The organism is Micromonospora salmantinae, from assembly GCF_022230905.1.
Taxonomy (GTDB): Bacteria; Actinomycetota; Actinomycetes; order Mycobacteriales; family Micromonosporaceae; genus Micromonospora; species Micromonospora salmantinae.
This window is the reverse complement of the sequence record NZ_JAKKFG010000044.1, coordinates 109,770-124,280: the sequence shown is the minus strand read 5'-3', so window position 1 is coordinate 124,280 and position 14,511 is coordinate 109,770. Positions and strand designations below refer to the sequence as shown.

Annotated in this window: 9 protein-coding genes; 3 read left to right on the top strand and 6 right to left on the bottom strand. The window is 73.0% G+C overall.

Annotation, left to right across the window (positions count from 1 at the left end; translation table 11 throughout):
* Positions 1 to 109 precede the first annotated feature (109 nt).
* Positions 110 to 1,267 (top strand): C39 family peptidase, encoded by a 1,158-nt coding sequence (locus tag PSH03_RS28180; RefSeq protein ID WP_238690904.1) that lies wholly within the window; start codon positions 110 to 112, stop codon positions 1,265 to 1,267.
* On the opposite strand, the gene PSH03_RS28175 is transcribed toward PSH03_RS28180, so the two are convergent.
* Together PSH03_RS28175 and PSH03_RS28170 are read right to left on the bottom strand one after the other, a co-directional pair.
* Complete coding sequence (locus tag PSH03_RS28175; RefSeq protein WP_238690902.1) at positions 1,268 to 2,551, bottom strand: outer membrane protein assembly factor BamB family protein; 1,284 nt, start codon at positions 2,549 to 2,551, stop codon at positions 1,268 to 1,270.
* A complete protein-coding gene (locus PSH03_RS28170; RefSeq protein WP_238690900.1) occupies positions 2,548 to 3,537 on the bottom strand; it encodes an outer membrane protein assembly factor BamB family protein in 990 nt (329 codons plus the stop codon). The genes PSH03_RS28175 and PSH03_RS28170 overlap by 4 nt, the downstream gene beginning before the upstream one ends.
* 409 nt (positions 3,538 to 3,946) lie before the next feature.
* Between PSH03_RS28170 and PSH03_RS28165 the strand changes: the two genes are divergently transcribed.
* Positions 3,947 to 5,833: a DUF6311 domain-containing protein gene (locus tag PSH03_RS28165; RefSeq protein WP_238690978.1), complete on the top strand. Its 1,887-nt coding sequence runs from the start codon at positions 3,947 to 3,949 to the stop codon at positions 5,831 to 5,833.
* Here PSH03_RS28165 and PSH03_RS28160 read toward each other — a convergent pair whose 3' ends face one another.
* A complete protein-coding gene (locus PSH03_RS28160; protein WP_238690898.1) occupies positions 5,834 to 7,630 on the bottom strand; it encodes a DUF6311 domain-containing protein in 1,797 nt (598 codons plus the stop codon).
* A complete protein-coding gene (locus PSH03_RS28155; RefSeq protein ID WP_372494905.1) occupies positions 7,630 to 9,504 on the bottom strand; it encodes a DUF6311 domain-containing protein in 1,875 nt (624 codons plus the stop codon). Before PSH03_RS28155 ends, PSH03_RS28160 begins: the two co-directional genes overlap by 1 nt.
* 269 nt (positions 9,505 to 9,773) lie before the next feature.
* Between PSH03_RS28155 and PSH03_RS28150 the strand changes: the two genes are divergently transcribed.
* The gene (locus PSH03_RS28150) at positions 9,774 to 10,967 is read left to right on the top strand and encodes a hypothetical protein (RefSeq protein WP_372494895.1); all 1,194 of its coding nucleotides are present in this window, start codon (positions 9,774 to 9,776) and stop codon (positions 10,965 to 10,967) included.
* A 209-nt stretch (positions 10,968 to 11,176) separates the two neighbouring features.
* On the opposite strand, the gene dxs is transcribed toward PSH03_RS28150, so the two are convergent.
* Both dxs and PSH03_RS28140 read right to left on the bottom strand, forming a co-directional pair.
* A complete protein-coding gene (gene dxs / locus PSH03_RS28145; protein WP_238690896.1) occupies positions 11,177 to 13,123 on the bottom strand; it encodes a 1-deoxy-D-xylulose-5-phosphate synthase in 1,947 nt (648 codons plus the stop codon).
* 115 nt (positions 13,124 to 13,238) lie between these two features.
* The gene (locus tag PSH03_RS28140; RefSeq protein ID WP_210785193.1) at positions 13,239 to 14,459 is read right to left on the bottom strand and encodes a class I SAM-dependent RNA methyltransferase; all 1,221 of its coding nucleotides are present in this window, start codon (positions 14,457 to 14,459) and stop codon (positions 13,239 to 13,241) included.
* Positions 14,460 to 14,511 lie beyond the last annotated feature (52 nt).

Below are 14,511 nucleotides of genomic sequence, written 5' to 3'. Positions count from 1 at the left end.
AGTGCCGGCCGGCAACCATCGTCCCTCGCCGTCCGCGCCGGCCGGCGTTGCGGGCCACCACGGCGTACGCGATGCTGGCCGGCGGTATCGAGCGACGGACGGACCTGGCATGACCACTGCGGCACCACCCACCCGGCGAGACATCGCCTACCGGGGTTTCCACCTGCCGGCCGACACGACCAGCGGCAGCGGCGACGGCGACGGCCTGCTCGCCGACGGTCGAGGGCTCGTCCTCGACGGCGTCGCCGAACGGGGCACCTGGACGTCGCCGCCGGTGCCTGTCGGCTTCGCCGTCGCCGAGGTGGTGCCGTCCTGGACGGCCGACACCCCGGACGGCTGCTGGATCGAGGTCGACCTGCGCGGCTGGCACGACGACGCGCCCAGCACCGACTGGTACCGGCTGGCCCGCTGGGCCGCCGACGACCACACGGTACGGCGCACCTCGCTGCCCGGACAGCGTGACAGTGGCGCCCGGGTCGACACCGACACCCTGATCGTGACCGGAGCGACGGTCACCGGTTGGCAGACGCGGGTGACCTTGTGTCGGCCCGCCGGCAGCCCGAGCGGCCCGGTGCTGCGCAGCATCGGCGCGGTCGCCACCGGCCCCACGACGGCCGACCACTGGTACGCGGCGGAGCCCGTCTCGTCCGCCGCCCGGGGCCGGGTGCTGGACGTGCCCCGCTACTCGCAGCGGCTGCACGCCGGCCAGTACCCGCAGTGGGGCGGTGGCGGGGACTCCTGGTGCAGCCCCACCTGCACCTCGATGGTGCTCGCCTACTGGGGCGCCGAGCCGACGCCGGACCGCTACGCCTGGGTGGAGCCGTCCGGCCCGCGTCCGGTGGTGGTACACGCCGCCCGGCACTGCTACGACCACGCGTACGCCGGGGCCGGCAACTGGCCGTTCAACACCGCGTACGCCGGTCTGCACGGGGTGGAGGCGTTCGTCACCCGGCTGCGGTCGCTGGTCGAGGCGGAGGCGTTCGTCGCCGCAGGCATCCCCCTGATCGTTTCCGCCGCGTTCCGGGCCGACGAGGTGCCGGGGCTCGGGTACGACACCGGAGGACACCTGATGGTGCTGGTCGGCTTCACCGCCGACGGCGACCCGGTGCTCAACGACCCGTACGCCCCGGACGACGACGCGGTCCGTCGCACAGTGCCCCGACAGCGGTTCGAGGCGGTCTGGCAACGCGGCAGCGGCGGGGTGGCGTACGTGCTGCGACCCGCGTCGGTGCCGCTGCCCCCGCCGCCCGCCCAGCCGAACTGGTGATCAGTCGGTCAGTTTCCAGAGCTGGTACGAGCCGGTGGTGGTGGCAGTGCAGACCAGGTAACCGGTGACCGCCTGACACCCCCCTGTGACATCGGGCAGCGCGTCCAGGATGTGCACCTTCCCGGCGGCGATGTCCAGCTCGCCGACGAGCACCCCTCCGTCGGGATGCCTGCGTATGCCGACCAGCCGGCCGCCGACACCGAGTTGGTACAGCTCCCACCGGCCCAGGTCGGCCAGTTGCTGGCCGGTCAGCGCATCGAGCACTACGTACTGCTCCGACGGACCGACACCGCTGAGGTTGGCCAACAGCCGGCCGTCGGCCGGCCAGGCCCACCCCCACTGGCTGCTGCGCCAGCGCACCTCGCCGGTCGCCGGGTCGAGCGCCTGTAGTTCGTTGTTGCCGGTGCGCAGACACAGGACGGGGCCACAGTCCAGCGCGAAGTCGATGTGCACCCTGGCGCGGGTCCAGCGGGGCTTGAGCTGGTCCAGCTCGTACGCGGTGACAGTGCCCGAGCCTCTGTCGATGGACAGCAGCAGGTCCTTGGTCAGGTCCAGTCCGATCCGACCGCCGTCGGGTGGGCGCAGGTCGGCGCGGGCCAGCACCGCACCGGTGATCGCGTCGCGTACCTCGACCGGCCCGTCCGACTGGTTGAGCACCACCCGGTCCACCCCGTGCCCGGTGTCCCGCACCCTCATGTCGGGGCTGAGGCCGGACAGCTCCCAGCGCACTGTGCCGCAGCACGGATCCACAGCGCGCAGACTGGACGGTACGGTCTCGCCGCCGTTGCGCAGCAGCAGATTGCCGTCGGTCAGCTTGGAGACGGCACCCGGCTGCTGCCACCGGTACACCCCGGTCGCCCGGTCCAGTGCGACGGTGAGTGTCTCCCGACCCTCCGGGCCGATCTCGTACCCGGTGGCCAGCAGCATCCCGGCCAGCGGAATCATCCCCCAGTACCGAGCTTCCGCCGGCAGCGTCACCTGCCAGACCGGCTCGACGCCGGGCAGCCGATACGCGGCCAGCCGCGCCTGCCGCGCTTCGGTGATGGCCGGCTCCATGACCAGGAGAAGGTCACCATCGACCATGACATCCGACCCGGGCCGGCCCGGCAGCGTCAACGGGGCCGGCCGGGGCGGTACGACGGCGGAGGCGGCGAGCGTGACCAGCGCGAGCACCACGACCAGCGCGCAGCGCAGCGGGCGACCGTGGCCGCGAGGTGGGCGGGGCGTCGACTCCGGGTCCGGGGCGTCCCGCAGCTCGCCGAGGTCAATCACCGAGTCGGTCACCGCGTCAACCTCCACAGAGCGGTAGTGCCGTCGAGGCGCTGGCAGAGCAGAACCGGCAGGGACGCCTGGCAACTCCCGGCGATGCCCGGCAGCACGTCGACGATCCGCGTTCGGCCGGCCACCAGGTCCAGCTCGGCGACGACCATCCGACCGTCGTCACCGCGCCGCACACCGACCAGCGGGTCGTCCGGGCGCAGCACCGGCATCAGACTCCACGCGCCCAGTTCGGTCCGTTCCTGCCCGGTGGCCGCGTCCCGCACCGCGTACCCCTGGCCGGGCCGGGCCATCAGCAGCCGACCGTACCGGACGTCGGCCAGGACGTCCTGGCCCGGTTCCGACCACCGCACGGCGCCGGTGGCCGGGTCGAGCACCTGGAGGCCGCCGGTCTGCGGTACCGCGCAGAGCAGACCGCCGCATTCGAGCACATGCGACACCAGCGTCACCTCCGCCGTCCACAGTGGCTCCAACTCGGCCAGCCCGAAGCTCACCAGCCGGGTGCTGCCCGGCGGGACGAGCAGCAGCAGGTCGTCGACGACCTGCACCCGCTGGTACGCCGACCGGTCACCGGGCAGCGTGTCGATGCTGCGCAGCAGTTGGCCGGTGCCGGCGTCGTACACCTGCACCTCGCCGGTCGGTTGCAGGAGCACGAACCGGTCGACCTGCCCCTCGGGCGTGAGATGGAAGGTGGGGCTGGCGGCCGGCGGGATCGGCGCCGACCAGAGCACCAGGCCGGTGTCGGGTTCAACCCCGCTCATCGCGCCCGACCCGTCCTCCCGACCATTGGTCACCAGCAGGCCACCGCCGGTTGTCGGCTGGGGAGCACCGGGATGCTGCCAGCGTTGCCGGCCCGTCGCGATGTCGAAGGCGGTGGTCTGGAACAGCCGGTTGGGGGCGTTGACAGCCATCGCCAACACCAACCCCTGCTCGACCCGGACGTCGAGGTAGTCACCGGTGCGGGCCAGCGGCGCCTGCCACCGCCGCCGCACCTCGGCGCCGGTCGGGCGTACGCGGTCAGGTACCGGTCCCGGTCGGGTGTCGGCGGATCGACGACGAAGACGCCGTCCCCGGCCAGGTACGCGGTGGCCGTCCGCGACGCCGGCACCACGCTCACCGTTCGCTGCGTCGTCGGCGCGGCACCGGCCAGCACCACCAGGCTGAGAAACAGCACAGTCGCGCTGCGCAGCGGGCGACCGACGGCGCGCGGGCGGTGAACCGGGGGCGCCGACGCGGGCTCGTCGCGAATCTCGCCCAGCTCGATGATCGACAAACGACCGTCCTTCCGTCACCAGGTAAGGCTGGCCGACGGGTCACCGTCCGGCAAACCGACCGTCAGCGCACCGGCCCGGCAAACGTGACGGAACCCCGCCTGTACGATGGCGCGTCGTGGCTGTGCCGGTGGTAGACCCTTCGCTGAAACCCGTTACCGACGCCGACCCGGCCGAGGCCGAGTCGACACGGCGGCCTCGACGCCGTCCGGCCCGAGCCGACCTGTTGGCCCTCGGAGCCTATGTGCTGCTGGGCGTCTTCGTCTGCCTCAACTACTGGGGTGACGTCAACGGCCGGGTCTCCTCGCACCTGCCCACCGATCACAGTTGGTTCGAGTGGCTGTTCGCGCACGGCGAGTACTCGGTGCGGCACCTGGAGAACCCGCTGTTCACGGCCCGTCAGAACGCCCCGGACGGGGTGAACATGATGGCCAACACCTCACTGCTCGGGGTGACCCTGCCGCTGGCCCCGCTGACCATGCTGCTCGGCCCCCAGGTGATGTACGCGCTCTACCTGGGCGCGGCGCTGGCGGCGACCGCCGGCACCGGCTACTGGATGCTCTCCCGTCACCTGGTGCGCTCCCGGGCGGCGGCGTTCGTCGGCGGCGCGTTCCTCGGCTTCGCGCCGGGAATCATCCACCACGCCAACGGCCAACCGAACTTCGTCTCCAACTTCCTGCTCCCGCTGATCGTGGTGCGGGTGCTGACCCTGGGTGAGCCGGGCCGGTGGCGCCGCAACGGGCTCGTGCTCGGCGCGCTGGTGGCGTACCAGATCTTCATCAACGAGGAGATGCTGCTGCTCACCGCGCTGGCCTGCCTGGTCATCGTGCTGGCGTACGCCGTGCAGCGGCCGCGGGCCACCCGGGCCGCCGCCGGCACGTTCCTGGCCGGGCTCGGCGTGGCCGGCGGACTGGCCCTGGTGCTCACCGCGTACCCGATCTGGTTCCAGTTCAACGGCCCGCAGTCCTACCGGGGCCTGCAGGGCGGCGTGTTCCACAACTGGGGCGAGGACCTGGTCGCCTTCGTCACCTTCGCCCGCGACACCTGGGCCGGTGACCCGGCCGTGGAGAAGACGATCGGTCTGACCGAGCAGAACACCTGGTTCGGTTGGCCGCTGGTGCTGCTCTCGGTGGTGGCTCTGGTGCTGCTCGTACGCCGCTCGCTGGCCGCCCGGATCGCCGCGGTGCTCATCGTGGTGTTCAGTGTCGCCGCGATCGGGCCGTTCGTGCGCTTCAACGGCGTGGAGACCGGTGTGCGCGGCCCGTGGTCGTACGTGTCGGACGACCTGCCGCTGGTCGAGATGATGATGCCGACCCGGTTGACGCTGGTGGTCGCCGCCGCTGTGGGCGTACTGCTCGCGTTGACCTGGGACGCCGCGCACCGCCAGGGGCGCCCGGTGGCCGACCGGCCACGGGTGCCGGCCCAGCGGGTCGCCGAGGCGACCCCGGCGACGTCCGACGACGAGCCGGCCGTGCCGGCCGCCACGCGCCGTCGGTGGCTGCGCCCGGTGGGGTACGCGGCGGTCGCCCTCGCCGTGCTGCCGCTCTTCCCCCGCCCGCTGCCCGCCCAGCAGATCGACCCACCGCCGCACTTCATCACCGCTGGCGGCTGGCGGCCGTATGTGCCGGCGGGTCGAACCCTGGTGCCGGTGCCGATCCCGAGCAACGTGCACGGTCTGCCGACGCTGCGCTGGAGTGCGCTGACCGGGCAGGAGTTCCCCGTTCCGGGCGGCTACTTCATCGGCCCGAACGAGCTGGGTGAGGGGGTCTTCGGTGCGCCGAACCGGCCGACCAGCTCCCTCATCTACTCCACCATGGACAGCGGCACGGTTCCGGTGCTGACCGACGAGAACCGCCGGCAGGCCGTCGAGGACCTGCGGTTCTGGCGGGCGTCGGTGGTGGTGCTCGGGGCGCACCCCCGCGAGGCGGTGCTCCGTGATCTGGTCACCGCCCTGCTCGGGCCACCGCAGCGGGTCGACGACGTCTGGGTCTGGGACGTGCGCGCCCTGGTGAGTTAGTTAGCCGACGTGGTCCCGGACGTCCCACAACCAGCCGCCGTCGACCGGTCGGCCCGGGCCGAGCAGGTCGTCGACGGTCCGGCGGACCGGGTCACCGTGCTCCACCTGCCCGAGTACGACCACCGCGGCACGCCAGTGCCGCAGGTCCTCGACGGCCTGGCGGCGGTCGGCGTCGGTCAGCACCGGCACCGCGCCGGTCTCGGCCACCTGCCGCAGCAGCACCGACGTGGGCCGGTCCGGCGCGCCCCAGCGGGCCGCCGGGTCGTCCGGGCCGCTGGGGCCGATGAAGTAACCGCCCGGCGCGGCGAACCCCAGACCGGTACGGGCGGTCCAGAGCATCACCGGGCTGCGCGCGGCACCGGTGACCGGGGGCACCGCGACCACCGTCCGACCGGGCGGCACCAGTGGACGCCAGCCACCGGCGGCGAGAAACGCCGGCACCGGCGCGACCGGCACCACGCGGATCGGCGTCGGGAACAGGGGCAGCAACGCGGCGGCGACCGCGCCGGCCCACAGCAGCCGCACCGGTAGGCCCGGCGCCGCGTTCGGCGCGCGCGCGGCCCGGACCCGGTCCAGGGACAGCGCCACCAGCACACCCAGCACCGGTACGCAGATCAGCGCGAACCGGGCCGGCACCGCGAGATCGAGCAACGGCAGCCCGCCGACCAGCCGGTACGGCCCCGGAATGCCGGTGGCCTCACCGTCCACCCGCAGCTCGTGGCCGAGCGAGAGCAGGGCGAAGACCACGCCGCAGGCGGCCAGTGCCCGGACCAGCGGTCGTCGCCACTGCCAGATCACGATCACCACGGCGAGCACCAGCAGGCCCGGGCCGAAGAACGAGTTCTCCTCGGTCGGATTCGGCGAGAGCAACCCCGGCAGCCAGTCGTCACCCAGCACGGTCTGCCGGGCCGACGCGGTGAACGAGGCGACGTCCAGTTGGAAGCCCTGGGTGGCGAACGCCATCCCGGTGTAGTGCTGCGGGCCGTGGAACTGGAACCACAGCGGGTACGCCAACGGCACCGCCGCCACGCCGGCCGCCACCGCGAGCCGACCGAACAGGGCCGGCGCCAGCCGCCGTGCGGCCACCCGGTCGGCGAGCGCGTAACCCAGCGCGAAGACGCCGGCCGCGAGCACCAGGAAGACCAGCACCTCCTCGCCGATGAAGACCTGCCAGACGAGCAGCAGCCCCAGGCCGACGCCGGGCCGCCACACGCTGTGTCGCGTCGTCTCCGAGGCGGGCCGGAACACCAGGGCGAGGATCGCGGGCACCAGGAACTGGGCGGCGATGTGCAGGTGGGCGCCGGCCTGAGCGATCATGCCAGGGGCGAAGCCACAGATCAGCCCACCCACCGCGGCCGGGGCCCGGGTGCCGACCAGCCGGCGGCGCAGCAGCACGTACCAGGCGACGGCGGTCCCGGCGAGGCAGCCGACGACCGCCACGCAGAACGCCACCTGCGAGCCGAAGAGCAGGGTGACCGGGGTGAGCGGGACACCCAGGCCGAGCACCGAGGTGTTCGCCATCAGGTTGACCCCGTCGGGCGCGTTCAACCCCGTGCTGAAGAGCGGGTTCTCCCCCTCGACCACTGCATGCGCCGCGTGGGCCAGCATCCACTCGAAGAGGATCTGGTCACCCGCCTGGTGGAACAGCCGCCACGGGTGACCCCACTGCCCGCTGGTCACCAGCACGGCGAGGCCCAGATAGCCGGCCACCACCAGCGCGTCCCGCAGCCAGGCCGCCCGGAACGCGCCGACCGTCACCGGGGGCGAAATGTTCGGGGACGTCGTCCCGGTGGTCATCAGACCGAACGGTCGGTGAGCGTCCGGACGTCCCAGACCCAGACGTCCAACTCCTGGCGGCCCGGGCCGACCAGCTCCTCGACCGTACGTCGCAGTGGCTCGGCGTTCTGCTGCCGCACCGGCAGCACCAGGATCGCCGCCCGCCAGTGCCGCAGCTCGTCGGCGAAGCGCCGACGCTGCCGGTCGTCCAGCTTGGGCGTACGGCCGGTGGTCGCCACCTCCTCCAGCATCTGACCCACCCCGCTGGGACGACCGCCGAACCGGCCCGGGTCACCGGTGTTTCCGTTGCGGGGCGCGAGGAAGTAACCGCCGGGGATCTTGAAGTCGAGGTTGGTGGCCGCCGCCCAGCGCATGCCGTGCGTGTTGCCCATGCTGGGCACCGGGATCGGCACCAGCGTCTGGTCCGGCCCGACGTACGCCCGCCACCGGTCCGCCGTGATGAAGTCCGGCACCGGGGGCCGGGAGACCATCCGCAGCGGCATCGGTGCGATCGGCAGTAGTGCGAAGGCCAGGCCCGCGGCGGTGAGCACGTGGACGGTACGGCGGTCGGCCGGCCGCAGCGCCCAGGCCCGCTCGACGGCGAGCGCCAGCAGCAGGCCGATCACCACGCTGGTGATGAGCCCGAACCGGGTCGGCACCACAGCGTCCAGCAGCGGCAGGTGGACCAACCACTGCCACGGCCCGGTGATCAGCTCGCGGTCCCACCAGGAGACCCGCTCGCCGAGGGAGAGCACGGCGAAGAACACGCCGGTCACCGCGAGCGCCCGAACGATCAACTCGCGGCGCAGCCAGACCACGATGCCGATGGCCAGCATCGACAGGCTCCAGCCGAAGAAGGCGTTCTCCTCGGAGTAGTTCGGCGCCAGGTTGATGTTGGCTCGCTGGTTGCCGCCGAGGGTGGGCGAGCCGGGGGCGAAGAAGGCGGCGATGTCGTTGCCGTAGTCCTTCACCGCGTCGCTGAGCCCGTGGTACGCCATCGGCCCGGCGAACTGCACGTAGAGCGGGTACGCCAGCAGCGCCCCCGCCAGCAGCGCGCAGGTCAACACGCCGACGCCCAGGGGTCGCCACGCCGCCCACCACCGGGCCGGCTCCTGGACCAGCACCGCCAGCAGGAAGACGCCGCAGGCCAGCGCCGTGAAGAGCAGGATCTCCTCGTTGATGAACGCCTGCGCGGTGACCAGCAGGGCGAGCAGGGCCCCGTCCCGCACCGGTCTTCCGGAGCGGGTGAGCACCAGCACCCGCCACACGATGAACGGCAGCAGGAACTGGCTGATGATGTTCGGGTGCCAGCTGGCGTGCGAGAGCATCGCGGGCGAGAACCCGCAGAACCAGCCGCCGACCGCCGCCGCGAGCGGGGTACGCACCAGGTGGCGGGAGAGCATCAGGTACCAGGCCATGGCGGTGCCGGCGAGACCGAGCGTGACCAGCACCACGAAGGAGACCGCCGGCCCGAAGAGCAGCGTCACCGGGACCATCGGGATGCCCAGCGCCAACACGGCCGTGTTGGCCATCAGGTTGACGCCGTCCGGGTAGTTGAACTGCTCGGTGTAGAACGGGTACTCGCCGTGCAGCACCACGCGTACCGAGTGGGCGAGGAAGAACTGCACCTGCGCCGGGTCACCGGTGTAGAGCGAGGCCACCCGACCGGACGGGTCCAGCCAGATCCGGCTGGTCACCCAGAGTGCGGCGAGCAGGAACAGGCCACCCACCGCCAGGTGCTGCCGACGCCGGGTCCACCGACGCCACCGCGCCCGTGTCGGCACCGCGCTCTCGGCCGGCGCTCCAGGCTCGACCGGCGTTTCGGGCTCAACCGGCGCCGTGGTGGGGGCGGCCGGCGCTTCGGGCTCGGCCGGCGCTGTGGTGGGGGCGGCCAGCGCGGGCGGGCCGGCGAAGAGGCCGGCCGGTGTGCGGTAGCTCACCAGCTCGGCGGAGTCGGCTACCGCCTCCGGGTGCGGCGCGGGCAGGGCGCGGGACTCGGCAGGCGTCACAGTCGGCGGAGTCTACCGGAGCAACCAAAACACCCTAAACCCCCGGTGCTGTCCACTATGGTGCTTCGGGTGCCGGCCAACTGAGGCGCCGCATCGGACATCTCGTACTATGGCGCTTTCCCACAGCGACGGTGAGGCGATCGGGGGCGGGCCAGGTGACTCCAGGCCGTCGGTACGGCAGGGCGCTTCCCGTCCTGCTGAGCGCGCTGCTGGCTGGCACGGCCTGCGGTCCGGTAGCCGAGCGGAAGCCGCAGGACCTCCGGGTCGGGTACGACAGCCTGGACGGCACCCTCGCCGTGTGGCCGCCCCGGGGGGACCTCTCCGGGGACGCGACGGCGACGGCGGCGGTCACCGCGGCGGTCCGGGGCTGGCGGTCGCCGGCCGACGACCGCGCGCACCTGCCCTCGTCGGGCATCCTCTTCTCCGGTCGGGTCGACGGCGCCCCGGTGGCGCTGGTGGCCGCCGACGTGCCCGGCGAGAGCGCGTCCTGGCTGCTGCAACTGACTCGCGAGGGCGACAGGTACGCGGTGACCCGCGCCACCGAGTACACCGATCCGGGTTATCTCGTCTACTCCGACGTGCTGCCGGTGCAGACGGCCGGCGGCCGGCGTTACCTGGTCTCGGCCCGGGTGCAGAGTCTCCTCGGGCCACAGGACCGGACGTTGACCATCGCGGATGGTCTCAGCGCACCGGTCGACGTGCCGTCCTGCACGGCCGTCGGCGTGACGGCGACCCTGCGGACCACGGAGTCCCTCCCCCGTGGGCGGGCCGCCGACCGGCTGATCGACCTGGGCACCGGCACCGTCGACCCGCGCTACCCGTTGGTCCGCGACGAGTCCGGCACGGGCCGGCGGGCGCTCACCGGCCTGGACACCTGCGTGCTGTCCGGCGATCGGGGCCCCTTCGGCAGCATCCCGCGCCGGATCGGGGACCGGGACGCCCCACGCTCGGTGCCGACATCCTGGCCGATGGCGAAGCTCACCGTGCGATCGCTCGGCGAAGTCGCCCTCGGCGGCGGCGAGCCGGCCGAGTTGCAGCAGCTCAGCTGGGACACCGACGCCGGCGCGATGACGGCGGTGATCTATCGACCGGCCGACGGGAGCGCGCCCGTCGTCTCACCCGCCGACCGGGCCACCCCCTTGCAGGCGTACCAACTGCCGGTGCCCGGTCAGCCGCTGGTGGTGCTGAGCTGGCGGGCCACCCGGGACAGCTCCCTGTCCGTCCCGCCGGGCACTCCCCTGCTGGTCGACCGTCCCGGCCTGGCGGTCATCCCGACCCCGTCCCGCTCCCAGACCTACAGCCTCGCCAACACCGACAAGACCCACTACCGCTCAATCTCCCCCCGCTAACCACCCCACCCCGCCCCGCCCGCCACTCCCCGCCTGCTCGATCTTGCACTTTCTGTGCCGACAGATCAGCGCGCAAGGTGCATAACGCCAATCGAAAGTGCAAGATCGGCGGAGGCGGGGCGAGGGCGCGTCGCGGCTAGACCGCGACGCGGCGATGGGGTACGCAGACGGCGGGCGCCCCGAGGGACGCCCGCCGTTGTTCGTTCTCGTCAGTTCTGTGCCGCCGCGTCGCTGGGGGTGAGGCGGTCCGGGGTGGCATCAAGGCCGGAGATCCAACCGGTGACGTTGCGGGCCACGTCCTGAGCGGTCAGACCCAGGTCGGCGAGGATCTGCGCGCGGGTGCCGTGCGGGTGCCAGTCGGCCGGCACACCCAGGTCCTTGAGCGGCACCCGGACGTCGGCGTCGCGCATCGCCTGGGCGAGCGCGTCGCCCACCCCGCCGACCCGGACGCCGTCCTCGACGCTGACCACGAGCCGGTGGCGGGCGGCCAGGTCGACCAGCTCCGCCGGGACCGGACGCACCCAGCGGGGGTCGACGACGGTGACGCCGTACCCCTGCTCGGCGACCCGCGCGGCCACCTCCATGCCCAACTGGCCGAAGGAGCCGACGGCGACGAGCAGCACGTCGGTACGGGCGGACTCGGCCAGCACGTCGACAGTGCCGACCCGGCGCAGCGCCGGCAGGTCCGCGGCGACCGCACCGGTCGGGAACCGCACCACTGTCGGGCCGTTGTCGACGGCCACCGCCTCGCGCAGCTCCTCCCGCAGGGTGGCGGCGTCGCGGGGAGCGGCGATCCGCAGCCCCGGCACCACCCCGAAGACCGACATGTCCCAGATGCCGTAGTGGCTGGGCCCGTCCGGGCCGGTGATGCCCGCCCGGTCCAGCACGAAGGTCACCGGCAGCTTGTGCATCGCCACGTCCAGCAGGACCTGGTCGAAGGCGCGGTTGAGGAAGGTGGCGTAGACCGCGACCACCGGGTGCAGGCCACCGAGCGCCAACCCGGCCGCCGAGGTGGCCGCGTGCTGCTCGGCGATGCCCACGTCGTACACCCGCTCGGGGTACTTGCGGGCCAGCTTGGCGATGCCGGTCGGCTCGGCCATGGCGGCGGTGATGCCCACCACGTCCGGGCGCTCGTCGGCGATGGCCAGCAGCTCGTCGGCGAAGACGTGCGTCCACTTCACCGACGGCGCGGCCAGCAGCGCGCCGGTCTCGACGTCGAAGGCGCTGCTCGGGCCGTGCAGGCAGTCGGCCTCGTCCTCCTCGGCGGGACGGTAGCCGTAGCCCTTGCGGGTGACGGCGTGCACGATGACCGGGCCGCCGAAGTTCTTGGCCGCGCGCAGCGCCGACTCGACCGCGACCACGTCGTGCCCGTCCACCGGGCCCACGTACTTGATGCCGAGGTCCTCGAACATGGCCTGCGGGGCGACCGCGTCCTTGATGCCCTTCTTGACCGCGTGCAGCACCTCGTACATCGGCTTGCCGACCAGCGGCGTGGAGCCGAGGGCGTCCTTGACGGTGTCGAGGACCTTCTCGTAGCCGGGGTTGAGCCGCAGCGAGGAGAGGTGGTCGGCCAGCCCGCCGATGGTCGGCGAGTAGGACCGGCCGTTGTCGTTGACCACGATCACGAGGGAGTTGCCGGCGGTGGCGATGTTGTTCAGCGCCTCCCAGCACATGCCGCCGGTCAGCGCGCCGTCGCCGACCACGGCGACGACGCTGCGCGCCTCACCACGCAGGGCGTACGCCTTGGCGAGGCCGTCGGCGTAGGACAGCGCTGTGGAAGCGTGCGAGTTCTCGATGAGGTCGTGCTCGCTCTCCGCCTGACTGGGGTAGCCGGAGAGGCCACCGCGCTGGCGGAGCTTGTCGAAGCCGGCCTGACGCCCGGTAAGGATCTTGTGTACGTACGCCTGGTGGCCGGTGTCGAACAGGAGCCGGTCCCGGGGGGAGTCGAAGACGCGATGCATGGCGAGCGTCAGCTCGACCACACCGAGGTTGGGCCCGACGTGCCCGCCGGTACGGGAGACCTTGGTGATCAGGAAGTCCCGGATCTCGGCGGCGAGGACGTCCAGTTCCTCGCCGGACATCCGCTTGACGTCCTGCGGACCGCGAACCGTCCCCAGCAGCCGGCCGTGGTTGGCCGTGTCCTCTTCAACACTCATGACCGGAGAGTCTATCGGCCCCCCGGTACTCCGCAGCTCGGCCCGAGCCCCACGCACCCGGGCCGGGCGGGGAGTGGGCGGCTGAGCACCCGGTCAGGCGCCGACGCGGGGTGTTCTACCGCCCGTCCGGGGGAAGCAGCAGCCCGACCTGCTCGACGTGCTGCGTCATCGGGAAGAGGTCGAAGCCCCGTAGCGCCGCCAGCCGCCAACCGAGGTCGGCGAAGGTACGCACGTCCCGGGCGAAGGCGGCCGGGTCACAGGCCACGTACGCGACCGCCCGCGGGCCGGCGGCTGCCAGCGCGCGGACCACCGGGGCGCCGGCCCCGGAGCGCGGCGGGTCGAGCACCACCACGTCGACCGGGCCGGTGATTCGTCGGCGGGCCAGCGCGGTCTCCACCCGGGCCGACACCACCTCGACGCTGGGCAGGTCGGCGAGGTTCTCCCGGGCGGCGGCGACACCCTGCGCCGCCGCTTCGACCACTGTCACCCGGCCGGTCGCGCCGACCCGTGCGGCCAGCCCGGCGGCGAACAGCCCAGCGCCGCCGTAGAGGTCCCAGGCGACCTCGCCCGGCTGCGGGTCCAGCAACTCGAACACGGCCGTGGAGAGGGTGTCTGCGGCGGCCGGGTGCACCTGCCAGAACGCGGACGCGGGCAGCGTCCAGTCCCGTCCGGCGGCGACCTCGCGGACCTCGGTCGGGCCACTGACCGGGGCGGGCACCCCGTCGCGGATCTCCGTGACGGTCACGTCCCCGCCGGTGCTGGCGACGGTCTCCACGGCCTCGGCGGCCGGCCAGCGCGCACCGGTGGGGGTGAGCACCGGCAGCTGCTGGATGGCCGGGTGGGCGATCCGGCAGCGGTCGATCGGCACCACCTCGTGTGAGCGGTGCTTGAGCAGGCCGGCCCGGTCGGCGGCGTCGACCGCGTAGCGGACCCGGGAGCGCCAGCCGAGCAGCCCACCGGGCAACGCCTCGACCTGGACGCCGAGCCGGTCCAGCTCGACGTCGGTCAGCCCACCGAGGCGGACCAGTTGCTCGCGGATCACGGCGGTCTTCCAGGCCAGCTGCGCGGCCGGTGCGACGTGCTGGAGGTCGCAGCCCCCGCAGGCACCCGGCTTCGCGTACGGGCAGGGCGGCTCGACCCGGTCCGCTGAGGGCTTCAGCACTGTCACCGCATCGGCCCGGACGAACCCGCGGTGCACCTCGGTGACCTCGGCGATGACCCGTTCACCGGGCAGCGCGTGCCGGACGAAGACCACCTGCCCGTCCACCCGGGCGACACAGTGCCCACCGGGGGCGACCGCGTCGACGGTCAGCTCGACCCGGTCGGTCTCGGCCAGCCCCCGCTCGAACGTCGACGAGGTCGACGCCGACGGCGTCCTGGGTGTCGCG